The 22,658-nt window shown below is 33.0% G+C and carries 33 protein-coding genes; 24 read left to right on the forward strand and 9 right to left on the reverse strand.

The annotated features are described in order from the left end of the window. Nucleotides 1-2 precede the first annotated feature (2 nt). The 9 genes from ACHAJD_RS01140 (at nucleotide 3) to zupT (ending at nucleotide 6,906) form a co-directional block, all read left to right on the forward strand. Complete coding sequence (locus tag ACHAJD_RS01140; protein ID WP_435584009.1) at nucleotides 3-329, forward strand: PadR family transcriptional regulator; 327 nt, start codon at nucleotides 3-5, stop codon at nucleotides 327-329. A 116-nt stretch (nucleotides 330-445) separates the two neighbouring features. Beyond that, nucleotides 446-751, forward strand: a complete 306-nt coding sequence (locus ACHAJD_RS01145) for a (2Fe-2S)-binding protein (protein ID WP_435584010.1) — start codon at nucleotides 446-448, stop codon at nucleotides 749-751. Next, nucleotides 748-1,830: an NAD(P)/FAD-dependent oxidoreductase gene (locus ACHAJD_RS01150; protein ID WP_435584011.1), complete on the forward strand. Its 1,083-nt coding sequence runs from the start codon at nucleotides 748-750 to the stop codon at nucleotides 1,828-1,830. The genes ACHAJD_RS01145 and ACHAJD_RS01150 overlap by 4 nt, the downstream gene beginning before the upstream one ends. Beyond that, nucleotides 1,827-2,312, forward strand: a complete 486-nt coding sequence (locus tag ACHAJD_RS01155) for a 4Fe-4S binding protein (RefSeq protein ID WP_435584012.1) — start codon at nucleotides 1,827-1,829, stop codon at nucleotides 2,310-2,312. The genes ACHAJD_RS01150 and ACHAJD_RS01155 overlap by 4 nt, the downstream gene beginning before the upstream one ends. Next, on the forward strand, nucleotides 2,302-2,583 hold the full coding sequence (locus ACHAJD_RS01160) for a (2Fe-2S)-binding protein (protein ID WP_435584013.1): 282 nt from the start codon (nucleotides 2,302-2,304) through the stop codon (nucleotides 2,581-2,583). The genes ACHAJD_RS01155 and ACHAJD_RS01160 overlap by 11 nt, the downstream gene beginning before the upstream one ends. After that, nucleotides 2,573-3,724, forward strand: coding sequence for an NAD(P)/FAD-dependent oxidoreductase (locus ACHAJD_RS01165; protein WP_435584078.1), 1,152 nt, complete (start codon nucleotides 2,573-2,575; stop codon nucleotides 3,722-3,724). The genes ACHAJD_RS01160 and ACHAJD_RS01165 overlap by 11 nt, the downstream gene beginning before the upstream one ends. A 14-nt stretch (nucleotides 3,725-3,738) precedes the next feature. After that, a complete protein-coding gene (gene pruA / locus ACHAJD_RS01170; protein ID WP_435584014.1) occupies nucleotides 3,739-5,295 on the forward strand; it encodes an L-glutamate gamma-semialdehyde dehydrogenase in 1,557 nt (518 codons plus the stop codon). A gap of 121 nt (nucleotides 5,296-5,416) precedes the next feature. Continuing rightward, the gene (locus tag ACHAJD_RS01175) at nucleotides 5,417-6,070 is read left to right on the forward strand and encodes a metal-dependent transcriptional regulator (RefSeq protein WP_435584015.1); all 654 of its coding nucleotides are present in this window, start codon (nucleotides 5,417-5,419) and stop codon (nucleotides 6,068-6,070) included. An 11-nt stretch (nucleotides 6,071-6,081) separates the two neighbouring features. Continuing rightward, entirely contained in the window at nucleotides 6,082-6,906 is an 825-nt protein-coding gene (zupT, locus tag ACHAJD_RS01180; protein ID WP_435584016.1) for a zinc transporter ZupT, read from the forward strand. Nucleotides 6,907-7,118: 212 nt separating this feature from the next. Here the strand turns inward: zupT and ACHAJD_RS01185 are convergent, their stop codons facing one another. From ACHAJD_RS01185 to def, 6 genes are all read right to left on the reverse strand, one after another. Further along, nucleotides 7,119-7,955: a nitroreductase family protein gene (locus tag ACHAJD_RS01185; RefSeq protein WP_435584017.1), complete on the reverse strand. Its 837-nt coding sequence runs from the start codon at nucleotides 7,953-7,955 to the stop codon at nucleotides 7,119-7,121. A gap of 48 nt (nucleotides 7,956-8,003) precedes the next feature. After that, on the reverse strand, nucleotides 8,004-8,195 hold the full coding sequence (locus tag ACHAJD_RS01190) for a hypothetical protein (protein ID WP_435584018.1): 192 nt from the start codon (nucleotides 8,193-8,195) through the stop codon (nucleotides 8,004-8,006). A 143-nt stretch (nucleotides 8,196-8,338) separates the two neighbouring features. Further along, nucleotides 8,339-8,923 carry a methyltransferase family protein gene (locus ACHAJD_RS01195; protein ID WP_435584019.1) on the reverse strand — a complete coding sequence of 195 codons (585 nt, stop codon included), beginning with the start codon at nucleotides 8,921-8,923 and terminating at the stop codon, nucleotides 8,339-8,341. Between the two features lie 81 nt (nucleotides 8,924-9,004). Beyond that, nucleotides 9,005-9,478, reverse strand: a complete 474-nt coding sequence (locus tag ACHAJD_RS01200) for a glutathione peroxidase (RefSeq protein ID WP_435584020.1) — start codon at nucleotides 9,476-9,478, stop codon at nucleotides 9,005-9,007. A 75-nt stretch (nucleotides 9,479-9,553) separates the two neighbouring features. Then, nucleotides 9,554-10,204 (reverse strand): fructose-6-phosphate aldolase, encoded by a 651-nt coding sequence (fsa, locus tag ACHAJD_RS01205; RefSeq protein WP_435584021.1) that lies wholly within the window; start codon nucleotides 10,202-10,204, stop codon nucleotides 9,554-9,556. 1 nt (nucleotide 10,205) lies between these two features. Then, nucleotides 10,206-10,796: a peptide deformylase gene (gene def / locus ACHAJD_RS01210; protein ID WP_435584022.1), complete on the reverse strand. Its 591-nt coding sequence runs from the start codon at nucleotides 10,794-10,796 to the stop codon at nucleotides 10,206-10,208. 210 nt (nucleotides 10,797-11,006) lie between these two features. Here def and ACHAJD_RS01215 point away from each other — a divergent pair, with 210 nt between their 5' ends. From ACHAJD_RS01215 to ACHAJD_RS01230, 4 genes are all read left to right on the forward strand, one after another. After that, nucleotides 11,007-12,134 (forward strand): 6-phosphofructokinase, encoded by a 1,128-nt coding sequence (locus ACHAJD_RS01215; RefSeq protein ID WP_435584023.1) that lies wholly within the window; start codon nucleotides 11,007-11,009, stop codon nucleotides 12,132-12,134. Between the two features lies 1 nt (nucleotide 12,135). Next, nucleotides 12,136-12,375 carry a UPF0223 family protein gene (locus ACHAJD_RS01220; protein WP_435584024.1) on the forward strand — a complete coding sequence of 80 codons (240 nt, stop codon included), beginning with the start codon at nucleotides 12,136-12,138 and terminating at the stop codon, nucleotides 12,373-12,375. A 64-nt stretch (nucleotides 12,376-12,439) separates the two neighbouring features. Beyond that, the gene (locus tag ACHAJD_RS01225) at nucleotides 12,440-13,156 is read left to right on the forward strand and encodes a pseudouridine synthase (protein WP_435584025.1); all 717 of its coding nucleotides are present in this window, start codon (nucleotides 12,440-12,442) and stop codon (nucleotides 13,154-13,156) included. Nucleotides 13,157-13,233: 77 nt separating this feature from the next. Next, nucleotides 13,234-14,049: an InlB B-repeat-containing protein gene (locus tag ACHAJD_RS01230; protein WP_435584026.1), complete on the forward strand. Its 816-nt coding sequence runs from the start codon at nucleotides 13,234-13,236 to the stop codon at nucleotides 14,047-14,049. Between the two features lie 12 nt (nucleotides 14,050-14,061). On the opposite strand, the gene ACHAJD_RS01235 is transcribed toward ACHAJD_RS01230, so the two are convergent. From ACHAJD_RS01235 to ACHAJD_RS01245, 3 genes are read right to left on the reverse strand one after another with little or no spacing between them, the layout of a single operon-like run. Further along, a complete protein-coding gene (locus ACHAJD_RS01235; RefSeq protein ID WP_435584027.1) occupies nucleotides 14,062-15,186 on the reverse strand; it encodes a cysteine desulfurase family protein in 1,125 nt (374 codons plus the stop codon). 9 nt (nucleotides 15,187-15,195) lie between these two features. Beyond that, on the reverse strand, nucleotides 15,196-15,483 hold the full coding sequence (locus ACHAJD_RS01240) for a hypothetical protein (protein WP_435584028.1): 288 nt from the start codon (nucleotides 15,481-15,483) through the stop codon (nucleotides 15,196-15,198). Between the two features lie 12 nt (nucleotides 15,484-15,495). Next, nucleotides 15,496-16,707, reverse strand: coding sequence for a cytochrome c biogenesis CcdA family protein (locus ACHAJD_RS01245; protein ID WP_435584029.1), 1,212 nt, complete (start codon nucleotides 16,705-16,707; stop codon nucleotides 15,496-15,498). Between the two features lie 148 nt (nucleotides 16,708-16,855). Between ACHAJD_RS01245 and ACHAJD_RS01250 the strand changes: the two genes are divergently transcribed. The 11 genes from ACHAJD_RS01250 to trmD all read left to right on the forward strand — a co-directional run bounded on the left by ACHAJD_RS01250 (nucleotide 16,856) and on the right by trmD (nucleotide 22,633). Then, the gene (locus tag ACHAJD_RS01250) at nucleotides 16,856-17,269 is read left to right on the forward strand and encodes a hypothetical protein (protein ID WP_435584030.1); all 414 of its coding nucleotides are present in this window, start codon (nucleotides 16,856-16,858) and stop codon (nucleotides 17,267-17,269) included. A 51-nt stretch (nucleotides 17,270-17,320) separates the two neighbouring features. Further along, nucleotides 17,321-17,728, forward strand: coding sequence for a YlbF/YmcA family competence regulator (locus tag ACHAJD_RS01255; RefSeq protein WP_435584031.1), 408 nt, complete (start codon nucleotides 17,321-17,323; stop codon nucleotides 17,726-17,728). Continuing rightward, entirely contained in the window at nucleotides 17,707-17,994 is a 288-nt protein-coding gene (locus ACHAJD_RS01260) for a DUF2129 domain-containing protein (RefSeq protein ID WP_435584032.1), read from the forward strand. Before ACHAJD_RS01255 ends, ACHAJD_RS01260 begins: the two co-directional genes overlap by 22 nt. Nucleotides 17,995-18,059: 65 nt before the next feature. Next, nucleotides 18,060-18,329, forward strand: coding sequence for a 30S ribosomal protein S16 (gene rpsP / locus ACHAJD_RS01265; protein WP_435584033.1), 270 nt, complete (start codon nucleotides 18,060-18,062; stop codon nucleotides 18,327-18,329). A gap of 12 nt (nucleotides 18,330-18,341) precedes the next feature. Further along, nucleotides 18,342-18,590, forward strand: a complete 249-nt coding sequence (locus tag ACHAJD_RS01270) for a KH domain-containing protein (protein WP_435584034.1) — start codon at nucleotides 18,342-18,344, stop codon at nucleotides 18,588-18,590. Between the two features lie 117 nt (nucleotides 18,591-18,707). Then, complete coding sequence (locus tag ACHAJD_RS01275) at nucleotides 18,708-19,169, forward strand: hypothetical protein (protein WP_435584035.1); 462 nt, start codon at nucleotides 18,708-18,710, stop codon at nucleotides 19,167-19,169. A 2-nt stretch (nucleotides 19,170-19,171) separates the two neighbouring features. Next, nucleotides 19,172-19,378 carry a helix-turn-helix transcriptional regulator gene (locus ACHAJD_RS01280; RefSeq protein ID WP_435584036.1) on the forward strand — a complete coding sequence of 69 codons (207 nt, stop codon included), beginning with the start codon at nucleotides 19,172-19,174 and terminating at the stop codon, nucleotides 19,376-19,378. A gap of 1 nt (nucleotide 19,379) precedes the next feature. Beyond that, the gene (locus ACHAJD_RS01285) at nucleotides 19,380-20,165 is read left to right on the forward strand and encodes an ABC transporter ATP-binding protein (RefSeq protein ID WP_435584037.1); all 786 of its coding nucleotides are present in this window, start codon (nucleotides 19,380-19,382) and stop codon (nucleotides 20,163-20,165) included. After that, nucleotides 20,158-21,369, forward strand: a complete 1,212-nt coding sequence (locus ACHAJD_RS01290; protein ID WP_435584038.1) for an ABC transporter permease subunit — start codon at nucleotides 20,158-20,160, stop codon at nucleotides 21,367-21,369. Before ACHAJD_RS01285 ends, ACHAJD_RS01290 begins: the two co-directional genes overlap by 8 nt. A gap of 74 nt (nucleotides 21,370-21,443) precedes the next feature. Next, entirely contained in the window at nucleotides 21,444-21,935 is a 492-nt protein-coding gene (rimM, locus tag ACHAJD_RS01295; RefSeq protein WP_435584039.1) for a ribosome maturation factor RimM, read from the forward strand. Beyond that, nucleotides 21,932-22,633: a tRNA (guanosine(37)-N1)-methyltransferase TrmD gene (gene trmD / locus ACHAJD_RS01300; RefSeq protein WP_435584040.1), complete on the forward strand. Its 702-nt coding sequence runs from the start codon at nucleotides 21,932-21,934 to the stop codon at nucleotides 22,631-22,633. Before rimM ends, trmD begins: the two co-directional genes overlap by 4 nt. Nucleotides 22,634-22,658: the final 25 nt, after the last annotated feature.

A 22,658-nucleotide genomic window follows, 5' to 3' on the forward strand; every position in this document is an offset into this window, starting at 1 on the left:
CCATGGAGTTAATGGGTGATATTCTAAGAGGACATACCGATATGATATTGCTGTCTTTATTAAATCATAAAGATTCTTATGGTTATGAAATAAATCATAAGATTCAAGAATTAACCCAAGATGCTTTTATGTTCACAGAAGCAACCCTTTATACAAGTTTTAAAAGGTTAGAACAATTAGAATATATTACTTCTTACTGGCAAGAAGGCGAAAACCTCAAAAGAAGAAAATACTATTCAATAACAAACAAAGGAAAACTTTACTTAAACTCTAAAATCAAGTCATTTAACGAAGCATTTGAAACAATATTTAAGATAATTAACACGTAGATTCAGTCATATTGACTGAATCTTTTTTTATAGTTATTTCAAACTATAAAAGTGTAATTGGCAGTGTAAGCGCTTTATGATATAATAGTACCGTATAAAAACTCGTGAGGTGGGCTATGCGTATTGAAAAGCATCCGATTTTAAGCTTTGAAAAGAAAAGAGAAATCACGTTTTACTATAATGGAAAAGCAATTACAGGGTATGAAGGAGATACGATTGCATCGGCACTTCATGCTCAAGGTGTAAAAACCTTAAGCGATAGTATTCACTTAAAACGCCCTAGAGGCTTTTATTGTGCGATAGGAAACTGTGCATCCTGTAATATGGTGGTTAATGGCGTTCCTAATGTACGTACTTGTATCACACCACTTGAAGATAATATGGATGTGAAAAAACAAGAAGGAAAGGGGCTAATTAAATGAGACAAGCCGAATTTGTAATCATTGGCGCTGGCCCTGCAGGACTTAGTGCTGCAAAAAGTGTTTTAGATGCTGGTGGAAAGGTACTTATTATTGACCGTAGTCATATTTTAGGTGGACAGCTTTCTAAACAAACCCATATGTTTTTTGGAAGTGAAAAAGAACATGCCTCAAAACGAGGTATTGATATTTTAGATATTTTAGTTGATGACATTAAGCATCATAAGAATTTAGAAATTTTAACAGAAACAACCGTAGTTGGTTTATATGAAGATAAGGTAGTGTCATGTGTGAAACATGATACGTATTTTAAAATTAAGGCACAAACAATTATCGTAGCATCTGGTGCTAGTGAAAAAGCACTTCCTTTTGAAAATAATGATATTCCTGGCGTTTATGCAGCTGGAGCTGTTCAAACATTGATGAACGTTTACGGCGTGAAACCAGGTCATAAAGTGATTATGGTAGGTAGTGGGAATATTGGTTTAATTGTAGCTTATCAACTGATGCAAGCTGGAGTAAAAGTCGTTAAGTTGGTTGAAGCTGCTAGCACTATTGGTGGGTATTTAGTTCATGCTTCTAAAATTAGACGGTTAGGTGTAGAAATATTAACCAATACAAGCGTTAAAAAAGCAATTGGTAAAGAAAGTGTTGAAGCAGTTGAAATTTGGAAACTCGATGAATCATGGCAAGGGATTCCTGGAACTGAAGAAATTTTTGAAGTCGATACCATTTGTATCGCAGTAGGTCTTGCGCCTTTAACAGAGCTATTACAACAAGTTGGCGCTGAAGTGGTTTATATCCGTGAACTTGGTGGCAATGTACCGAAAATTAACTTTAAATATGAAACGACAGTCAGTGATGTCTATGCTTGTGGGGATGTTGCGGGGATTGAAGAAGCAAGTAGTGCGATGATTGCAGGGCGTATAACAGGATTTGAAGCCGCAATTAAACGTGGGTACAAAGTTGAAAGAATAGAAGAAAGATTAAGTCAGTTAAGACAAGATCTTGTAAATTTAAGAAACGGTCCTCACGGCGTAAAAGTCCGTATAGGGATTGAAAAATTGGGGGTTACATTATGATTGAAAAGACTGGCATCCCTACAATAGATCAAATAAAAAAAGAGTTCCCAGAAACTAGCGTTTTAGTAAAAGCAAAAGCCATTATTGAATGCTATAAAGAAATACCCTGTAATCCATGTAGTACGAGTTGTCCCTTTGATGCAATCTTTATTCCTGAAGATATTAATGTAAGACCATTAATTGATTTTGACGCATGTACAGGATGTGGAATCTGTGTTTATAACTGTCCCGGTTTAGCCATTACAGTTAGACAAATTAAAGATGGCAAGGTACTATTAAAGGTGCCTTATGAGTTTACACCACTACCTAATAAAGATGAAGTAGTAAATGTAATGAATCGTGCAGGTGAAATTATTACAAAAGGGTTAATCACACGCGTTGTTTTAACAGAAAAACAAAATAAAACCGCACTTATTCATGTGGAAATTCCAGAAGAATTTGTATATGATGCGATGACTATTGAGGTGAAACATGGATCCTAAAAACGTCATTATTTGTCGTTGTTCAGATGTAACTTTGCAAGATTTATATGATTTATTTGAACAAGGTTATGAAACTTTTGAAGAGTTAAAACGTATTAAACGTGTTGGCATGGGACCATGCCAAGCCAATACTTGTGGAAAAATGGTTCAGTGGGAAATAAGTAAATATTTTAATAAGCCACTTGAAGAGGTACATTTTCATAATATGCGTCCTTTCACTATGGGGGTTAAATTAAATAGCATAAAGGAGCAAGCTGATGATGAAAAATAAAGCAAACATTGTCATTATTGGTGGAGGAATTAGCGGGTGTAGCATTGCTTATAACTTAGCTAATCAAGGCATGAAGGATATTGTTGTAATAGAAAAATCTTATCTAACAAGTGGTGCAACTGGCCGCTGCGGTGCAGGTGTTAGACAACAATGGGGCACTAAAATGAACTGTTTACTTGCTAAAAAAAGTGTTGAGTTTTTTGAAAATGCAAAAGAAATTCTACAATATGATGGTGATGTTGAATTTAAACAAGAAGGCTATTTAGTTATTGCAAGTGATGAAGAAGAAGCCAAAACATTTAAGAAAAATGTTGCATTGCAAAACAGTTTAGGCATTCCATCACAAGTTTTAACTAAAGAAGAAGCTAAAGAAATTGTGCCACATTTAAATATAGACGAAGTCCATAGCGCTACGTTTTGTAAAACAGATGGACATTTAAATCCATTCACCATGACAGATGCTTACTATAAAGCTGCAAAACGTTTAGGTGTAACCTTTTATACTTACACGACAGTCACAGGTATACAAACCAAAAACAATGAAATTACAAAGGTTTTTACGGATAAAGGTGATATTGAAACGCGTTTAGTCGTAAACGCTGCAGGTGGTTGGTCAAAAGAAGTCGGAGAAATGGTCGGTGTAGACATTCCAGTCTATTCAAGAAATCATGAAATTCTAGTAACTGAACCAGTTGAAAGAATGCAAGGGCCAATGGTTATTTCATTTTCTAAAAATATTTATTGCCAACAAACCCCACACGGAGCTTTTATAATGGGTAGAGGTGATAAAGACATGCCTAAAGGGCATTCAATGACATCAAGTTGGCAGTTTCTAGATGAAATGGCAAAAACAGTTACCGCATTACTACCACCGATTGGAAATTTACGTGTTATAAGACAATGGGGTGGTCTTTATAATATGAGTCCTGATCATCAACCAATTATCAGTGATACCAAGCAACTAAAAGGCTTCTACATTGCTTGTGGATTTAGTGGGCATGGATTTATGCTAGCACCAATGACAGGATTATTACTTTCAGAATTAATTTTAGGAAAAACACCATCAATGCCTATGGATGCTTTATCTTTAGATAGATTTGATGGTACAGAAATAGAAGATATAGAAACTAGTGTTGTTTAGAAGGGAGCAAAATTATGGCAATTTATACTTACAAAACAGAACCGCTTATTGATTTTACAAAAGAAGAAAACGTAATTAAATTTAAAAAAGGTTTAGAAATCGTAGAGGGTTATTTAGGTCAAGAGTACCCACTCATTATTAATGGAGAGCGTATTAAAACCGCAAAAACATCTATTTCTAAAAATCCATCTAACCATGATGAAGTTATTGGAACGATTTATCAAGCAGGTCTACAAGAAGTAGATCGCGCGATGGAGAGTGCGCTAACCGCATTTGAATCATGGAAGAAAGTACCAGCTAAAGTACGTGCAGATGTATTATTTAAAGCTGCAGGTATTTTAAGAAGACGTAAGTTTGAGTTTAGTGCTTTAATGACAAAAGAAGCTGGTAAACCTTACGCAGAAGCTGATGCAGATACTGCAGAGGCCATTGATTTCTTAGAATATTACGGTCGCCAAATGTTAGAGATGACGGAAATTGATAAGAAAATCTTAAGTAGAAGAAACATTGAACGCAATGAATATCATTATATTCCACTTGGGGTTGGGGCAATTATCACCCCATGGAACTTCCCACTTGCTATTTTAGTAGGAATGACTACTGCTGCAGTAGTTAGTGGAAATACCGTCTTACTAAAACCAGCAGAAACTACACAAGTAATCGCTTATAAATTTGTTGAGGTTTTAGAAGAAGCTGGTCTTCCTAAAGGGGTCGTTAATTTTACACCAGGTAAAGGAAGTATTATTGGTGATCACCTTGTAAATCATCCAAAAACACGTTTCATTAGTTTTACAGGAAGTAAAGAAATTGGATGTCGTATTTATGAAAATGCTGCTAAAGTGCAAGAAGGACAAATTTGGTTAAAACGTGTTATTGCAGAAATGGGCGGAAAAGACGCTATCGTTATTGATGAAGGTGTAAACCTAGATGATGCTGCTGATGCAATTGTCCAAAGTGCTTTCGGATTTAGTGGACAAAAATGTAGCGCATGTTCACGTGCAATTATTCATGAAAAAGTTTATGATGAAATCATTGAGAAAATTAAAATTCGTACCGAAAAAATCATTGTAGGAGATCCTACAAACGAAAAGACGTATATGGGACCAGTAAATGATGGTAAAGCATTTAAAAATATTAGTGATTATATCGAAATCGGTAAAAAAGAAGGTAGATTACTAGCAGGTGGAAAAACAGACGATAAAAAAGGTTGGTTTATTGAACCTACAGTTATTGTAGATGTTGATCCCTATGCACGCATCATGCAAGAAGAAATCTTTGGACCTGTTTTAGCAATAACTAAAGTGAAAGATTTTGATGAAGCGATTAAAGTTGCAAACAACACAGAATTCGGTTTAACTGGTGCTGTATGGAGTAATAACCGTATGCATTTAGAAAAAGCTAGAGAAGAATTTCATGTTGGAAACTTATACTTTAACCGTAAATGTACTGGAGCGATTGTTGGGTATCAACCATTCGGTGGCTTTAACATGAGCGGTACAGATTCAAAAGCTGGAGGACCAGAGTATTTAGTTCTACATATGCAAGGAAAAACTGTTTCAGAAGCATTATAAAAAAACAAAGCGATATATTTAAAAATATGTCGCTTTTTTTATGTATAATTATTGACAATTCAATTATATAATGATAGCATTAAAATAATATTAAGGCATACCTTAAAAAAGAGGTGACAAAATGTTTTCTGCTGAAGAAGATTATTTGAAAATACTTTACGAACTCTCTCATGAAACCGACTCATTATATGTGAAAAGTTCAGTTTTAGCTAAAACTTTTAACTATACCATGCAAAGTATTAACGAAATGATAAAACGTATGGCTAAAAAAGGTTTTGTTGAGTATGTCCCGTACAAAGGAATTAAACTTACAACACTAGGAAAAAGCGAAGCACTTCGATTGATAAGAGCACACCGAGTGTGGGAAGTATTTTTAGCGGAAAAACTTGGTCTTCCTTGGGAAGCATTGCATGAAGAAGCTGAAAAACTCGAACACGTTACAAGTGAAGAAGTTTTAAATAGATTGTACGAATATTTAGGGAAACCTACACATTGTATGCACGGAAACCCTATACCTAGTGCAGAAGGATTCATCAACAAGAATAAAGATCAATCCCTTTGGATTAGTAAAAAAGGATGGTTTAAAATTACTAGAGTCATAGATGATAAAGATTTACTTAGTTATCTAAATGATTTATCTATAACGATAAATACAGAAATTTTCATCGATAAAAAAGACGACTATGCGGGAATCATTTATATTAAAAACGATGATGAAATACATGCTATAACTAAACAAATCGCAGGATCCATTTTTGGATTACCTGTTAACTAAGGAGGCGTATTATGGATTTTACAACGGGTGAAATATTATTTGCATTTGCATTAACAACATTTGCTGGATTATCAACAGGTATTGGTAGCCTTATAGCATTTTATTCTAAAAAAACTAATGAAACATTTTTAAGTATTGCTTTAGGATTTTCTGCAGGAGTTATGATTTACTTGTCCTTTATAGAAATATTTCCAAAAGCATTAGAGTCTTTAGAAGCAACTATGAGTAATGGACGTGCTTACGTCATTACAACATTTGCATTTTTTGGTGGGATAGCACTTACAGCACTCATTGATCGATTAGTGCCTGAAGCCGCAAATCCACACGAAATTCGTGATGCAAGTGAAATGGAAGAAACCCCAGACGAAGTAGAACGTAAAAAAAGTAAATCATTAATGCGAATGGGTGTGTTTACTGCACTCGCAATCACACTACATAATTTTCCGGAAGGGATTGCAACATTTTTAGCTGCACTTGAAAACCCTGCATTAGGTGTAAGTATTGCGATTGCCGTTGCTATACATAATATCCCAGAAGGGATTGCAGTTAGTGTACCAATCTACTATGCAACAGGTTCTAAAATGAAAGCATTTATGTGGTCTTTCTTATCAGGGCTTGCTGAACCAATTGGGGCATTAGTTGCATTCTTAATTTTACAAGCATTTATGAGTGAACTATTATTTGGAATTGTGTTTGCAGGTGTCGGTGGAATTATGGTTTATATTGCACTCGATGAACTCCTTCCAACTGCAGAAAAGTACGGTTCACATCATAAAGTAATTTATGGTTTGTTAGCAGGAATGTTTGTCATAGCTGTTAGCTTGTTATTACTTTAAACAAAACTCAGTGACTATAGGAATATTCAAAAAAAACAATCTTATTGACGCTGTAACTTTGGGTCTTATCATTTGTAATAAACACCAAACACCAATCAAATTAAAAATCTATATAAAGTGAACCACATTTATTAGAGAATAAAAAAATACACCTGCTTATTTTAATAAATATGCAGGTGTTTTTGTATGATATATTTATATTGTATGTCGGATTATTGTATCAAATGATCCGGTAACTTTATAGAAGCAATATACTCAAAAGCTGTTTCTATATTCGGTTTTGCAGTCAAAAATTCAGGGGTTTCAATGGATAAATTAAATGCAATCACTGTATGACATAGTGCAATACCAATATCAACAGCTTGGATATCATATTTAAGTACCTTTGCGTAGTTCGGTGTGCGTTTTATATAAACATGAAGCATTTGATCTTTAATTAAAAATCGCCAAGGTTGTTTGTTAGACGCAGAAGGCGCTAGTCTGATTAAGTTTAGTGCCTCACATAAACCATTGTTTTTGTAATCAAGTGGTGTATTAAAATTCTCTTGAAAGAATAAGCTATCAAATGATAATCGGTTATCTCCTTTAGAACTTTTTCTAATTACTTTATCCACAAATGATTGTGTATTATTTATATAACCAATAGGGGTTATTGCTGGAATAACTTCTTGAGGTGATAAGAGTATATTAAATGATTTTCTGTTAAAAGTCCCACCAAGCCATACTGTTCCTAGGTTTATCTCGGTAACTTTTAAGATAAAGTATTCAAATAAATACCCAAAATCAATAAGACCTAAATAAGAATGATTGACTTTACCTGAGACAAATGTTTTGGCATTTTTGACAAACCCATAAGTCCCAATTTTTTTTGGCTTTTCTTCATCAATATATTGATTTTCATGAAAATTTAATTGGATAGTATTATTAAACGGACCAGCTATAGATTCAATATTTTTTATTAATTCATGTATTTTTGTGATGTCTATATCGGACAAACTTTCTTTTTTATAGGTTCTTATCGATTTTCTCTTTAATATAATATCTTTCATAATGTCTCCCAGTTTATTTGACTTATTTTGTTTAGTTAAATGGATCACTCAGATAATCTTGTCATTAGGAATAATGAATGAAATAATAATAAAGATGATTGAGATAGCCGTTAACATTAAACCGATGACAATAAGTTCTTCACCATGTACTAGTTGTACATTATTAATAAAAAATAATGTCGTACCACCAAACAATACTAAAGAAATTAAGCCAGACCACCTTAAGACAATCCTTTTCATAACGAACCCCCCATTCACATATATATGAAAAGTTGCGTCCTTTTATCAATTGGATAAGATTAATGAAATATAGCTGCAAATAGGAACCATAATGATATTATTTATACGGGTTTTTTAAATCCGTAACAATAAATAATGTTGTTCTATTTTTTAAATCTAGGTAAAAATCTACCTGTATTTTCACGGTATTTGATATAATCATCACCATATTTAAGCATTAAATCATCTTCTTCTAAATAGGTTATATAGATATAAATCAATGAAAGTATAATGGTAAATAACACTAGAAACAAACGGTTAGAAGCCGTAGCGACCCCAAACCAAACCAACATGGTTCCGAGTGTTTTAGGATGTCTTATGTATTTATAGATTCCTGTTAACATGGTTAATTTACTTTTCTTTTTATTTACTTCTAAGCCTACAACCTGCATACTAATAAGCATAATGATCATTCCGAAAATGAATAAAGTCATCCCAATTAAGTGGGCATAATTTTGATTATTAAAAATATTGGGCAACCTTGGAATCTCTACGATAAAGAAAACTAAATAATTTAAAAAGATGATGATTTCGAATATGCCAGAAATAAGTCTATAGTCACCACATTTTTTAAAGGCATCTTCGTTATATTTTGCTTGTTTACAAAAAGGTTGAACACTATGACCATAGTAATAACCTAAACCTAAGGTTGAAATGATTAAGGTAATCAAGTTCACAATCCAAAACATATAATGCCTCCTATGTTAAATTGATATAGTTTATTTTATCACGTTTAGACAAAGTAAAAAAGTGTACAATGATTGCACACTTTATAGTAAATCTTCTATGTCATATCTAAACAGCTCTGGTTCAACATTAGGCGCATAGCGCTCTACAATATTTCCTTTGCGATTAATGAGGAATTTTGTGAAATTCCATTTGATTTTACTCGTTATTACCCCTTTGGTTTCACCGGTCAACCATTCATATAGCGGATGCATGGTTTTTCCTTTAACTTCAATTTTGTCAAACAGTGGAAATGTGACACCGAATTGTTGAGCGTAAGTTTCTTCTAAAATATCGCAATCAAGTGGTTCTTGTTTTTTAAATTGGTTTGATGGAAATCCTAATACAACAAATTTTTGATCTTTATACGCTTGATAAAAAGATTCTAAACTTTCGAGTTGCTTAGCATAGCCACATCTTGATGCGGTATTCACAATTAAAACAACATAGCCTTGGTAATCTTTTAGTGAAACTTCCTTCCCATTAACATCAGTTACTTTAAAATCGTATAAATTCATAAAAAACACCCCCGTATTTATATTATACTGCAAAAAAAATAAACAGATGCAAATAATATGCATCTGTTTATTATTTTATTTTTTTCCGAAGACTTTTTCCCAGTCTGCTAAGAATGAAGCAATACCAGTATCAGTTAGTGGATGTTTTAAAGATTTTTTGAAAACTTCATAAGGTACAGTTGCAATATGAGCACCAACTAAAGCTGAATCTTGAAGTTGTTTTGGTGAACGAATGCTTGCACTTATAATTTCTGTATCTAAACCATATATATCAAATATATCACGAATTTGTTCTACAACTTCAATACCATCGTGTAGTGTATCTTCTAATCTGCCAACGAATGGACTAACATATGATGCACCTGCAAGGGCTGCAAACAATGCTTGGTTGGTACTGAAAATTAATGTTACATTCGTTTTAATTCCTTCGCTTGCTAGCTGCTTAACAGCTTTAAGTCCCTCAGCTGTCATTGGAATTTTAACGATCATATTTTTATGGATTTTAGCAATTTCTCTACCTTCTTTGATCATACCTTCTGCGTCTAAACTAATAACTTCTCCACTTATTGGCCCATCAACAATTGATGTAATTTCTTTAATAACTTCATTAAAGTCTCTACCTTCTTTAGCCACGAGTGTTGGGTTAGTAGTAACCCCAGAAATGATACCTAATGATGCAATTTCTCTAATGTGTTCTACATTAGCTGAATCGATAAATAATTTCATTTTATGCTTCCTCCTCATTATTTTCTTCTATTGTTTTAAACTGAACAGGCATAACGCCTTCTAGTGTTGGTGTCACTCTTTCTGTGAACAAAACGCCATTTAAGTGATCAAGTTCATGTTGAAAAACGATTGAGACGAATCCTTTTAGTTTTAGAGTTTCTTCACGTAAAGTATCCGTTAAGACATCATATAAGTGTGTTTTTACAGTGACACGTTTATGACGTGGGACTAAACCTTCGACTTCACGGTCAATACTTAAACATCCTTCACCACCAGGCATATAAGTAAGTAATTCAGTATGGGAGACGAGTTTTGGGTTAATCATTAAATAATCATGAAGCGTTTCAAAATTTTCATCTACCGTATAAATTGCGAGCATTCTTTTAGAAATGTTGATTTGTGGTGCCGCAAGACCAACACCTGGTCTTAGTTCATACTTTGTTGCAATTTCTTCATCTTGAGAGTTAATTAAAAATTCTCGCATATTTTTTAATATTTCTTTATCTTCATCACTAAGAGGTAGTGTAACATCATGTGCTTTTTTTGTAAGCGTTGGATGTCCTTCTCTAATAATATCTTTCATCGTTAACATAAGGATCCCTCCTAAAAATATTATAACAAATCATCATCTAAATCACTAACAAATAACGTTTTAGATTTTAACCGTAATAATTTTAACATAATCACATAGAAACCGGTATCATTTAAAATATAAAGCGTTTTCAGACCCTGTATATCTATTGTATGAAAATCGTTATCCTAGTATAATAGATATACAAAAGATTTTCTAGTGGAGGCAAATATGAAACCAATTAAAAAAATAGGAATTATTACAGGCGGAGGCGACTGTAGTGGTTTAAATGCGGTTATTAACGGCATTACTAAAACCGCAATTAATAAGTATGGGATTGAGGTAATCGGATATAAACGTGGTTATTCAGGTCTATATCACAATGATTATCAAGTTTTAGACTTAAAGGCAGTATCAGGGATTATGCATGAGGGTGGAACGATTTTAAAATCTTCCAATAAAGATAATTTATTCAACTTCCCTATCTTAAAAGATGATGGGTCTTATGAATATAAAGATGTATCACATGTAGCTATTGAAAATTTAGAAAAAGAAGGCGTTGACGGATTAATTGTTATTGGTGGAGATGGAACATTAACTAGTGCAAGAGACTTTCATCGTCGTGGAATTTCTGTAGTAGGTGTACCAAAAACGATTGATAACGATCTACCAGCTACTGATGTTACTTTCGGATTTAATACATCACTTGAAACCATTACAGATGCATTAGATAAGATTCATACAACCGCTTATTCTCATGACCGTATTATGGTAGTTGAAGTCATGGGACGCCATACAGGTTGGTTAGCACTTGAGGGTGGTCTTGCAGGGAGTGCAGATGTTATTTTAATCCCTGAAATTCCATATGATATTAATAAAATAATTCAAAAAATCAAAGAACGTGATGCACAAGGTAAAAGCTTTGCGATTATTGTCGTTAGTGAAGGCGCTAAACCTAAAGACGGTGAAGTTCATGTAAGAGAAATCGTTAAAGACTCTGCCGATACTATCCGTTTAGGTGGTATTGGAGATGTTGTTACACGTCAACTTCAAACGATGATTACGAATCATGAAGTTCGTTATTCAAACTTAGCTTATATTCAAAGAGGTGGCGTTGCAAGTCAATTTGACCGTTCAATTGGGTTAAGATTTGGTGTTGCCGCAATTGATTTACTCATGGAAGGTGGAACCGGTAGTATGGTTCGTTGCCGTGGTAGAGAAATTAGTGCAGTACCACTTGAAGAAGTTGTTGGGACTGGTGAAGTTGGTGAGACTAGTAAAGGTGGGGCTAAATACGTAGACCCTAATGGACAATTAGTCAAAGCAGCTAAATCAATCGGAATTTCATTCGGAGACTAAAATGAATTACCCTATTGATTATGAACACTATACAACAGAAGAGATTATAAAAATTGTCGAGTTCCTAAGTTTACTTGAAGATTATAAAGAAAATCCTAAACACGTGGATGTTGAAATGCTAAAAACAAAGTATGTTACCTATCGTAAAATACTAAACAACCAATCAGAAGAAAAAACGATTGATCAAGCATTTGAAAAACAAACACAAATTTCTATTTATCAAACAATGAAAAAACTATAAAATCCACTAATTGTGGATTTTTTTGTTTAAAATGATACAATAATCATGAAATGAGAGTGGTTTTATGCGATTAGATAAATTTTTAAGTAACTTAAAGTATGGTTCAAGAAACGACATTAAAAAATTATGTAAAGCCGGTTTGATTAAAGTCAATGACAACCCCATTAAAGATTCAAGTATGGATATTGATCCCTTAACTGATCAAATTTTCTTTATGAACGAAGCGGTTGTTTATCATGAACAACTTGTTTTAATGATGTATAAACCCAAAGGCTATGTTTCTGCAAATAAAGATGCTTTACATAAAACGGTGTTTGATTTATTGCCCGATGCCTATAAACGCCATGATTTAAGTATTGCTGGTAGACTTGATATCGATACAGAAGGCTTACTTATTCTAACAAATGATGGTCAGCTTATTCACAGTATCATTCATCCTAAAAAAGATGTCTATAAAACCTACTATGTTGAAACAGACGCTATCATCACAAATATTGAGGATTTATTAAAGCCTATGAGCTTACTCGATGGTAATCAAACACCATATGATGTTCATTTACCGCGTATTTTAAGTGTAGAAGGGCATAAAGCTACCATACAAATAAAAGAAGGAAAATTCCATCAAGTTAAAAATATGTTTTCCCATATAGGCTATGAAGTTACTTACTTAAAAAGAACAGCGATTCACGAACTAGTCCTTGATCCTAACTTGGAACCTGGTGAAGTAAAAGTATTAAATGAGGTTGAAGTTGATAAGCTTCATAATGTAAGATATCGTTAAATCTTTGTAAGCAATAAAAAGTGTGTATATTATATGTTACAATAGATTTAGACGTAAAAATTGAAAGGCGTGAGAACATGAAGAAAACCATTACTTTATTCCTTTTAGCGCTAACAACACTTGTGTTAGTTGGGTGTACAAAAGGGCCTTATAACGTTAGATTTTTAGACTATGATCATAGAGAAATCTCATCGCAGACTGTAGAACATGGTGACAGTGCGGTTGAACCAGATGAACCAAGTAGAATAGGCTATTATTTTACTGGATGGTCTCATACATTTGATAACGTTACAGGTGATATTGATATTAGAGCAACCTATGAAGAAAATGAAGAACAAGCCGCATTTAACGAACTCTTAGATAGTATTTTGAATGCGACGCAAATACGTGCAACAACCTCTGTTTTAAATTCAACAGGAAGTCCAATTCAAACATTTATGTTTTCAAGAGAAGATTATGTAGTTAAAACCTCTATTACTGGAAATAATCCTATTAATCTTTATATGAACTATTTTGAAGAAGAATATATAGGCTATGAATACCGTAGTGATAATCAATGTTGGCTACGTGTAGGAATTAGTGAATATCAATTTAATTTTATCAATGTTAATCATGCGAATACACATATGCTACCAGATCGTATTGAACTTGAGTGGTTTACGATTGAAGATAACGTTTATACGTTAAAAAGTGATTATTTTGATATCTTTAAAACACGCTTAGGTGCTACAGGTTCATTTAGAACCTATGAGCTAAGGGTAACTGAAGAAGGCTTACGTGTTGAAATCGATATTCAAGCTGGATTTGAAAAACATACATTTATTTTAGTTTATACGAATATTGGTACTAATAAAGAAGCGTTCCCAACAGATATGTATACCTGTTCTGAATAATAAAAAGACATTCTAGTTTTCTAGAATGTCTTTTAATATTTTTATGAGATAATCGATCTCTTCTTTAGTGTTTTCATCAGAAATTGAAAAACGTAATGAACCTTCAATATAATCTTTTGGAACATGAATGGCTCTTAGCACATGACTTACTTCAATGCTCTCAGAATCACACGCACTCCCAAGGGATACATAGATGTCATTTTGGTTTAATTTGAATGAAAGTGTTTGAGCATCTTGGTTTTTAAACCCAATATTTAATATATTATTTAATCTAGAAAAATCTAAATCAGGACCATTAAGTCGGTAAGCAATATTATTGATATTAAGTTGTTCAATAAAATAATGTGCCAAATGATCAATATGGTTTTGATGGGTTTTTAAACGTTTCATACTGAGTTTGAGCGCTTCAGAAAATCCAACGATTGCAGCTAAATTCTCTGTGCCTGCACGCATGCTAAATTCTTGTTGACCACCATGAATTAATGGTTCAAGGATGATATTTTCTTTTTTATATAAAAGGCCTATGCCTCTTGGGCCATTAAATTTATGGGCGGATAATGAAACTAAATCGGCGTCAATATCATGAAAATCAATTGGCATGTGTAGTGGCGCTTGTACCATATCTAAATGGAGTAATACGTTATGCGCTTTTGTAATGGCACGAATTTTTTTAACGTTTTGTAAGGTACCAATTTCATTGTTTGCAAAAATGATTGAGACAAGTGAAGTCTCTTTTTTTAATGCTTTTTCAAGTTTATCAAAGTCAATGAAACCTTCTTCATTAACCTCAAGCCAGTGAACACTTCCACCCAAACGTTCAATGAACTTTAAGGTGTTTTCTGTGGCATGATGTTCTATTTTAGAAGTAATTATCTGTGCTGTAGGGTTTTTATAATAAACGCCTTTAATCGCTAAATTGGTTGCTTCAGTGCCAGAACTTGTAAAAATGAGTTCTTTTCTAGTTGCGTTTAATAAGTTTCCAATTTCGTTTTTTACTTGATTTAACCGTTTTCTTGCTTGAATACCTGGGTCATGCAAAGAAGACGGATTCCCATAATAAGTTTCCATGGTCTTTTGCATTGCTTTTAGAACAGTTTTATCAATTTTTGTTGTTGCCGCATGATCAAAATATGGCATATTAACCTCCTATAATAAGGTAATGGTCATTGTATCAAGACTTTTTACATCTAAAAAGTCTAAGTCATCTTGATGTTTTGCCCCTTCAATAACGGTGGTATTTTCTTTTTCGAAAAGATTAAGTATAATTTCGGCGTAATGTTTTAATATAAACGAAGTGTGAATGATACACGGATCTTCATCATCAAAAAGTTCTAAACTTTTTTCAATGATTTTTTCATGTTTAACAGGAATATTTAGTACTTTCCCCTTAAACACACTCTTGCCGTTTACTTCAATATTAATTTTTTGTTTCATAAAGCACCCCTCTTATAAAAAGTCTACGTCAAAACTGATTAATTCAATACCAAATAATAATAATGTAAAATAAATAACCATGAGTAAGAAGAATACGCTTGTTAAGAACTTAATTAAAGACATTCTTTCTCGGATAAAGTTCGCAACACCTGCAACAGAACGCGCTTTAACAGCGGTTAAAGCGATTAAGATTAACGGAACGACAAACATAACATTAAAAACTAAGATGTAAAATAGTTCTATAGTAGATAATCCACCTGTTGGATTATTTGCTGAAATTGAGGCTAAAACAGCAATATAAATTTGGCCAGTACAAGCAGCCTCGGTTATACCAACGATAATTCCAAGCAATATCGGCACAAATATAATCAATAACGTTTGTTTTGCACTGCCTTCTTCATCATGGATAGCATCGGTAAATGACTTCATAATTTTTTTATTAAGACGTTGTATAACTTTTGGAAGTTGATTCTTAATTTTACCGTATTCTTGATTGCGTGTCACTAAAAAGTCATAGAAGGTAATTACGAATAAGAATAAACAAAGTAATGCGAATCCTCCGTATAAGAAATAAGAAAAGTTCGAAAACGCATCTCTTGATAATCCTAAAATAGTTAAAAAGCCCATCCCTATAATAAAGTAGGTGACAAATATTGCGCCAATATAAGAAATACTCACTGTGATTAAAATACGTCGATCTTTAGTAAAACCAACCATTGAAATAAACATAAGTAACATTGCAATCGCACAAGGATTAACTCCGTCTAATAAACCAGCGATTACAATAAATAATAACCCACTCCAAAATCCGTACACCGGAGGCTCATAACCTTCAATACTTCTTAATGGGAAAAGTGCATTATCTTGAATAAGTCCTTGATTATAAGCACTAATGATATCTTCACTACCTTTAAAGTACATATCACCAGCATAAATAACCGGTGCAGCACGCCCACCAGGAATCTCGTATGCCCATGCATAAGCATCAACAATTGCCGGGTTTTCATAGACATCATAAATAATCACGATAATGCCTGCATCTCTTAAACCATCTAAAACCCCACTGTCTTTTACCTCGCGACAGTTTAAGCAACCATCCTGATCAATGTAAATGATAGTAGGTACGTAATCATCATTCGTTTCTGCAGAAACAGTCTTAGTTTCTATAAAACTAAATAATAAATATAACATTAATAGGAAAGCTAGTGTAAGTTTCTTCATCATGTACGCCTCATTTCAATCTGCTAATTAATTCGCTATTATTATATGCATTTAAAGTTTGCTTGTCAAACGAACGCCCTTATAAGCACAATGTTTTATAAATAACTATTTTACGGTATAATTATTATATCAAATCTTAAGGAGTGTGGCTATGGAATATCAATGTAAAGTAATTATTAATGAAAAAATTGAACCCGTTACGAACATCTTCTTAAATCACGATTTAATGCTTAAATGGGAACAAGGCTTACTGCGCTATGAAAAGATAAAGGAAAATCCATTAACTTTTCATTTGATTTTTAAATCAGATGGTCATGAATTTGTTATGAAAGAAACGATTAAAGATAACTACTTACCTAAGAGTGTCACGATTATTTATGAAGTTCCTGGTGTTTATAACGAATGTAAAAACACATTTATCTCTGATGGTGAAACCGTTGAATGGATTATGGATGTAAGATTTGAGTTTAACCAAAAACCATTCCAATCAAAAGAAGATTTTATCTGCAAAACACAAAGTGGGATGTTGCAATTCAAAAATTTCATCGAAAATCAACAGTATTAATATTTAGATTATATTTCGTTTCATGCTATAATACCACTAGGTGATTTTAGTATGAATGATAAAGCATTACAATTAACGAATAATTTAATAGAAACCCTCTCAAAAGAAGAGAGTTATCAGAATCTAATTGCGTTAGATCAACGCATTTCTAATAGTGAAGAACTCCATGCATTAATCTATGCATTTCAAGAAGCCAAAACAAAATATGAAGAAGCAAAACAATACGGGAAATATCATCCCGATTTAAAGCGTTATACAACCAATTATCAACAAGCGAAGCAAATACTTTTTACGCATGAAACTATAAAAGCTTATAAAGAAGCAGAAAAGGCATTCCAAGCAATGCTTGATGATATTGCTAAAGATATTGCATCAGCTGTTTCAACTCAGGTAAAATATGAACACAAGTATAAATTCTCACACAAAGGAGGCGGCTCATGCTCGACAGAAAAAGTTTAATCGTCTATTTTAGAAATCCTAAAATTATCAAACGTTTAGAACACGTTGGACACGTAACCTATTTTCATAAGAAAAGACGTTACGCAGTAGTGTATGTTAATGCGGATGAAGTAGATAAAGTTAAGTTAGAATTAGAAAAAGTTCGCCACGTAAGAAAGGTAGAACACTCATTGCTTTTTGAAAATAGCAATCTGAACCCAAATGTTGAAGAGATTGTTGAAGAAGTTACCGAAGAAGTTACCGAAGAAACTACCGATGTTAAGTAAAAACACTTGACACCTTTTTAAAACTATGTTATTCTTTCATAGGAAAATAAAAGGAGGTAATATTTATGGCAGTTAAATTACGTTTACAAAGACGTGGAACAACAAAACGTCCGTACTACCGTTTAGTTGTTGCGGATTCAAAAGATAAACGCGATGGGAAATATTTAGAAATTATTGGATCATACGACCCAACTAAAAGTCCTGCAGAAGTAAAAATTGATGAAGAACGTGCTTTAGAATGGTTATCTAAAGGTGCACAACCTACAGATACTGTAAAAAACTTATTGTCTAAAGCTGGAGTTATTTCAAAATATCGCCAATCTCAAAACAAGTAAAGGGTGAAACTTATGGCTGTTAATTATGAAAAAATGATTAAAGATCTTGTAACGCCATTAGTTGTGCATTCCGATGATTTAGTAGTAAAAAAATTATCAGATGATGATCAAATGATTACGGTACAAATTTTTGTTAACCAAGATGATTTAGGTCGTGTCATTGGTAAAAACGGTCGCATTGCTAATGCAATACGTACTATTGCGTACGCAAGTGCATCAAGAGAACACAAAAAAATTACTATCAATATTGAAGCATTTTAAAAAATCACTTTTTGACTAAGTGATTTTTTTTATAATATTTTGTAAAGTATGGTTTACAAATTGTAAAGTATAGTATACAATGTAAATGTCAAGTAAACTTTACAAAGGAGGAAACACATGAAAAAGTTTTGGTTGTCGATTGTATTTGAGGTTTTATTAATGTTAGAACTTGCTGCTGTGGTCTTTACTATGCAAATTACAGTTGACCCAGCAGAAGGGTTATTTTCGGTAGAAATCCCATATGCAATGATTATAGCGCTCTTTATTTTTATTACAATTATTTTAAATTATTACGTATATAATAAAATTAAAGTAGCGAAAATTATGGATGCGCCATTAATATTAAAATCAAACGACGAAAGAGAACAAACAATCATTAATAAGTACGCTGTTTTAGGATTTGCGTATATCACTCTAATCGTTGTCATATCTGGCACAGTGTTTATCGCTTCAAGTACGTTATTTATTTCAGATATACAGACACTTATAAAACTCATTAGTTATGCCATCATATTATTTGTGGGCTTACCATTTATTATTCATGCATTGTTAGTGATCCGTGAAATTAGGAAGGTGTAATTATGTTTGTAATAGAAAACAACATTAAAAGATTACGCCAAGAAAAAGAACTAACTCAGGAACAATTCGCAGAAGCCATTCAAGTATCAAGGCAAACAGTAGTAGCAATTGAAAAAGGTGGGTATGAACCATCACTCAGATTGGCCTATACAATCGCACGTTTTTTTAACGTACCAATTGAAAAAGTTTTTATTTTTAAAGGAGAATAACATGGATAAACTTATCGTAGAAAACCTAAAGAAAACATTTAACCTTTCTAGAAAACAACGAAAAATCGAACAAACAGATATCAAAAGGAAAGTTGCCGTTGATAATGTATCATTTGAAGCTTATCCAGGAGAAATCTTTGGGTTATTAGGCCCAAACGGTGCAGGAAAAACAACGGCCCTAAGATGTATTGCAACACTTATAAAACCAGATGAAGGTGATATTCATGTGGGGCCTTATAGCATTAGTAAAGATCCAAATCTTGTTAGAAAAAACATTGCCTTTTTAACAAGTGAGTTAAAACTAGAAGATCATTTTACGCCTAATTACTTATTTACTTATTTTTCAAGACTTCATGGCGTAAGTGAGGCGATGATTATCAAACGTAAAGAAGTATTATTTACGCGTTTTGGGATTGATAAGTTTCAAGAAGTTAAAGTGGCTGATTTATCAACAGGGATGAAGCAAAAAATCTCGATTGCTATTTCATTAGTTCATGACCCGGATTATATCATTTTCGATGAACCAACAAATGGGTTAGATGTATTGACTGCTAAAACGGTCACAGATTATTTAATCGAGCTGAAAAATGCAGGAAAAACCGTCATTTTATCAACCCATATTTTAAGTGTGGTTGAAAAGTTATGTGACCGAGTAGGGATTATTATTGATGGTAAAATGAAAGCACTAGATACGATTGACAAGGTTAAAAAATTAGCATTAGATAATGATTTAGAAACGGTCTTCTTTGAACTAGTAAAAGAAAGTGCTGGTGAACAACATGCCTAGTATGTGGATTATATTTAAAAAAGAAATTTTTCGTGTATTAAGTGATAAACGTCTGGTTTTAATGGTGTTCATATTACCAGGATTATCAATTTTCTTAATGTATACACTCATGGGGAACATGATTCAAAATCAAGCAACAAGTGTTTTAGAACATCAACTTATCATTTATGAAAAAAACATGCCAGAATCATTAAGAAGTATGCTTAATCAAATTGATGATGACGGTCAATCGCGTATTAATTTAGACATTCATGATGGCAGTGCACTAACCGCAGATGAAATCGAAGAAAAATTATTAAATGGTGAAATTGACATTGTGTTATTCTTTGATGAAAACTTTGAACAAATCATTCTGGATTATGAAAACCAACTGCCACCAAATTTAGCAGTTTATTATAATTATGGTCGTAGTAAATCTTCATTTGCTTATAACCAAGTGATGCCAGTAGTTACAGAGTATCGTGAAATGATGTTAATTGATCGGTTAGAAGACCCTAATCATTACTTAGTCTTTATGGCATCAACAGAACAAGTCGTTGATGAACGTCAAGTAACAGGTCAAGGCTTAGCGATGCTTATGCCAATGTTGATTGTCATATTCTTATTCGCTGGTGCAATGAGTATCGGACCAGATGCGATTGCAGGAGAAAAAGAACGTGGAACCATTGCGACTTTACTTATTACACCAATTAAACGTAAAGATATTGCACTTGGAAAAGTAATGAGTTTAGCAACCTTAGCATTAGTGAGTGCATTATCAAGTTTTGCAGGGATTATGCTAAGCTTACCAGCTTTAATGCAATTAGAAGAACAAGGGCCATCATTAAATATTTATGGGGTGTCTGATTACTTAGTTATATTACTAGTTCTTGTTTCAACGGTGTTATTTATTGTATCCTTAATTGCTGTAGTGAGTGCTTATGCGAAAAGTGTTAAAGAAGCGGGAATGCTTATTATGCCATTTTACTTTATTACGATAATAGTTGGGATTGCGAACTCTTTCGGACAAGAAGCAAGCCAAACAGCACTAACCCATTTGATTCCTTTATATGGGCCAGTTAACTTGTTAAGTAGTATATTTACATTCGATTATAGTATGTTAAATGTCTTTATCGTCGTCATATCAAGTTTAATTTATACCACTTTATTTGTGTATATCCTTAACTTAATGTTTAACAATGAACGCATTATGTTCCAAAAATAAAAATGTTTATAATTATAGGTACTAATTTTATTATTTTCCATTCTTTTGATATAATATCATACGAGGTGATTTAAATGTATATAACCATAGGAACCATTACAAACACACACGGAATTAACGGTGCAGTAACAGTAAAAACAGACTCGGACTTTAAAGAGTCTCGTTATAAAAAAGGAAATAAACTCTATATTCAACTAAAAAATGAAGTGCTAGAAGTTACGGTAAAAGGGTATTTTCCAAAAAGCACACTTGATGTATTAACTTTTGAAGAGTTCAATAACATTGATGAGGTCCTTAAGTTTAAAACCTGTGAACTCTTAGTTAAAGATAGTGATAGAGAAGCATTAGAAGAAGATGCGTACTATTATTCTGATTTAATAGGCTTAAAAGTCTATACGGATACATTAATTGGATTAGTTAAAGAAGTTCGTGATATGCCACAAGGTGAAATGTTAGTCGTAGAAAGAGAAAATAAAAAAGATGCACTCATTCCATTTAGAAAAGAATTTGTTAAAGAAGTAACAGAAGATAAAATTGTTATCATTGAAATGGAAGGCTTGTTATGAGGATTGATGTATTAACGATTTTTCCTGATATGATTACACCGGTGATCAAAGAATCGATTATCGGCCGTGCAATCTATGAAGAAAAACTCACCATAAACGTCATTGATTTTAGAGAATTTACATTAAATAAACACAAAAAAGTTGACGATTATCCTTATGGTGGTGGCGCTGGGATGGTTTTACAAGTAGAACCAGTCATTCGCGCATTAAGAAGTATAGAAAACTATGAAAATGCTTTAAAGATCATGATGACACCACAAGGCATAAAGTATGAACAAAAAGATGCAGATAAACTAAGTAAAGAAAATCATTTAATCATATTATGTGGTCATTATGAAGGATTCGATGAACGCATCAGACCCTACTTTGATTTAGAAATATCCATAGGTGATTATGTATTAACGGGTGGAGAAATTGCAGCGCTTGCAATTATTGATAGTACCATAAGATTGATTCCAGGAATTTTAAACAAAGAAGCCTCTCATGAGTTTGATTCATTTTCTGATGGCTTACTGGAATATCCACAATATACAAGACCAAGAGAATTTGAAGGAAAAGCAGTCCCTGAGGTCTTACTCTCAGGTAACCATCAACAAATTGAAGCATGGCGTAAAACAGAAAGTTTAAAACGCACTAAAGAACGCCGTGAAGACCTTTATGAAAAATACACAAAACCTGAAAAAAGTTCAGGCAAATAGTTGCATGTTGTCATGACATATGATA

It is taken from the genome of Liberiplasma polymorphum (assembly GCF_043951795.1).
GTDB classification, from domain to species: Bacteria; Bacillota_I; Bacilli_A; order Izemoplasmatales; family Izemoplasmataceae; genus Liberiplasma; species Liberiplasma polymorphum.

Coding starts and splice junctions, on each gene's coding strand:
- ACHAJD_RS01245 (WP_435584029.1), bottom strand. CDS start 16,707: ATGATGAAGAAACTTACACTAGCTTTCCTATTAATGTTATATTTATTA.
- ACHAJD_RS01215 (WP_435584023.1), top strand. CDS start 11,007: ATGAAACCAATTAAAAAAATAGGAATTATTACAGGCGGAGGCGACTGT.
- ACHAJD_RS01225 (WP_435584025.1), top strand. CDS start 12,440: ATGCGATTAGATAAATTTTTAAGTAACTTAAAGTATGGTTCAAGAAAC.
- ACHAJD_RS01195 (WP_435584019.1), bottom strand. CDS start 8,923: ATGTTTTGGATTGTGAACTTGATTACCTTAATCATTTCAACCTTAGGT.
- ACHAJD_RS01250 (WP_435584030.1), top strand. CDS start 16,856: ATGGAATATCAATGTAAAGTAATTATTAATGAAAAAATTGAACCCGTT.
- ACHAJD_RS01185 (WP_435584017.1), bottom strand. CDS start 7,955: ATGAAAGATATTATATTAAAGAGAAAATCGATAAGAACCTATAAAAAA.
- rpsP (WP_435584033.1), top strand. CDS start 18,060: ATGGCAGTTAAATTACGTTTACAAAGACGTGGAACAACAAAACGTCCG.
- ACHAJD_RS01255 (WP_435584031.1), top strand. CDS start 17,321: ATGAATGATAAAGCATTACAATTAACGAATAATTTAATAGAAACCCTC.
- ACHAJD_RS01270 (WP_435584034.1), top strand. CDS start 18,342: ATGGCTGTTAATTATGAAAAAATGATTAAAGATCTTGTAACGCCATTA.
- ACHAJD_RS01145 (WP_435584010.1), top strand. CDS start 446: ATGCGTATTGAAAAGCATCCGATTTTAAGCTTTGAAAAGAAAAGAGAA.
- ACHAJD_RS01230 (WP_435584026.1), top strand. CDS start 13,234: ATGAAGAAAACCATTACTTTATTCCTTTTAGCGCTAACAACACTTGTG.
- ACHAJD_RS01175 (WP_435584015.1), top strand. CDS start 5,417: ATGTTTTCTGCTGAAGAAGATTATTTGAAAATACTTTACGAACTCTCT.
- ACHAJD_RS01275 (WP_435584035.1), top strand. CDS start 18,708: ATGAAAAAGTTTTGGTTGTCGATTGTATTTGAGGTTTTATTAATGTTA.
- zupT (WP_435584016.1), top strand. CDS start 6,082: ATGGATTTTACAACGGGTGAAATATTATTTGCATTTGCATTAACAACA.
- ACHAJD_RS01280 (WP_435584036.1), top strand. CDS start 19,172: ATGTTTGTAATAGAAAACAACATTAAAAGATTACGCCAAGAAAAAGAA.
- ACHAJD_RS01150 (WP_435584011.1), top strand. CDS start 748: ATGAGACAAGCCGAATTTGTAATCATTGGCGCTGGCCCTGCAGGACTT.
- ACHAJD_RS01240 (WP_435584028.1), bottom strand. CDS start 15,483: ATGAAACAAAAAATTAATATTGAAGTAAACGGCAAGAGTGTGTTTAAG.
- trmD (WP_435584040.1), top strand. CDS start 21,932: ATGAGGATTGATGTATTAACGATTTTTCCTGATATGATTACACCGGTG.
- ACHAJD_RS01165 (WP_435584078.1), top strand. CDS start 2,573: ATGAAAAATAAAGCAAACATTGTCATTATTGGTGGAGGAATTAGCGGG.
- fsa (WP_435584021.1), bottom strand. CDS start 10,204: ATGAAATTATTTATCGATTCAGCTAATGTAGAACACATTAGAGAAATT.
- ACHAJD_RS01220 (WP_435584024.1), top strand. CDS start 12,136: ATGAATTACCCTATTGATTATGAACACTATACAACAGAAGAGATTATA.
- ACHAJD_RS01140 (WP_435584009.1), top strand. CDS start 3: ATGGAGTTAATGGGTGATATTCTAAGAGGACATACCGATATGATATTG.
- ACHAJD_RS01285 (WP_435584037.1), top strand. CDS start 19,380: ATGGATAAACTTATCGTAGAAAACCTAAAGAAAACATTTAACCTTTCT.
- rimM (WP_435584039.1), top strand. CDS start 21,444: ATGTATATAACCATAGGAACCATTACAAACACACACGGAATTAACGGT.
- ACHAJD_RS01155 (WP_435584012.1), top strand. CDS start 1,827: ATGATTGAAAAGACTGGCATCCCTACAATAGATCAAATAAAAAAAGAG.
- ACHAJD_RS01200 (WP_435584020.1), bottom strand. CDS start 9,478: ATGAATTTATACGATTTTAAAGTAACTGATGTTAATGGGAAGGAAGTT.
- ACHAJD_RS01190 (WP_435584018.1), bottom strand. CDS start 8,195: ATGAAAAGGATTGTCTTAAGGTGGTCTGGCTTAATTTCTTTAGTATTG.
- ACHAJD_RS01235 (WP_435584027.1), bottom strand. CDS start 15,186: ATGCCATATTTTGATCATGCGGCAACAACAAAAATTGATAAAACTGTT.
- ACHAJD_RS01160 (WP_435584013.1), top strand. CDS start 2,302: ATGGATCCTAAAAACGTCATTATTTGTCGTTGTTCAGATGTAACTTTG.
- def (WP_435584022.1), bottom strand. CDS start 10,796: ATGTTAACGATGAAAGATATTATTAGAGAAGGACATCCAACGCTTACA.
- ACHAJD_RS01260 (WP_435584032.1), top strand. CDS start 17,707: ATGCTCGACAGAAAAAGTTTAATCGTCTATTTTAGAAATCCTAAAATT.
- ACHAJD_RS01290 (WP_435584038.1), top strand. CDS start 20,158: ATGCCTAGTATGTGGATTATATTTAAAAAAGAAATTTTTCGTGTATTA.
- pruA (WP_435584014.1), top strand. CDS start 3,739: ATGGCAATTTATACTTACAAAACAGAACCGCTTATTGATTTTACAAAA.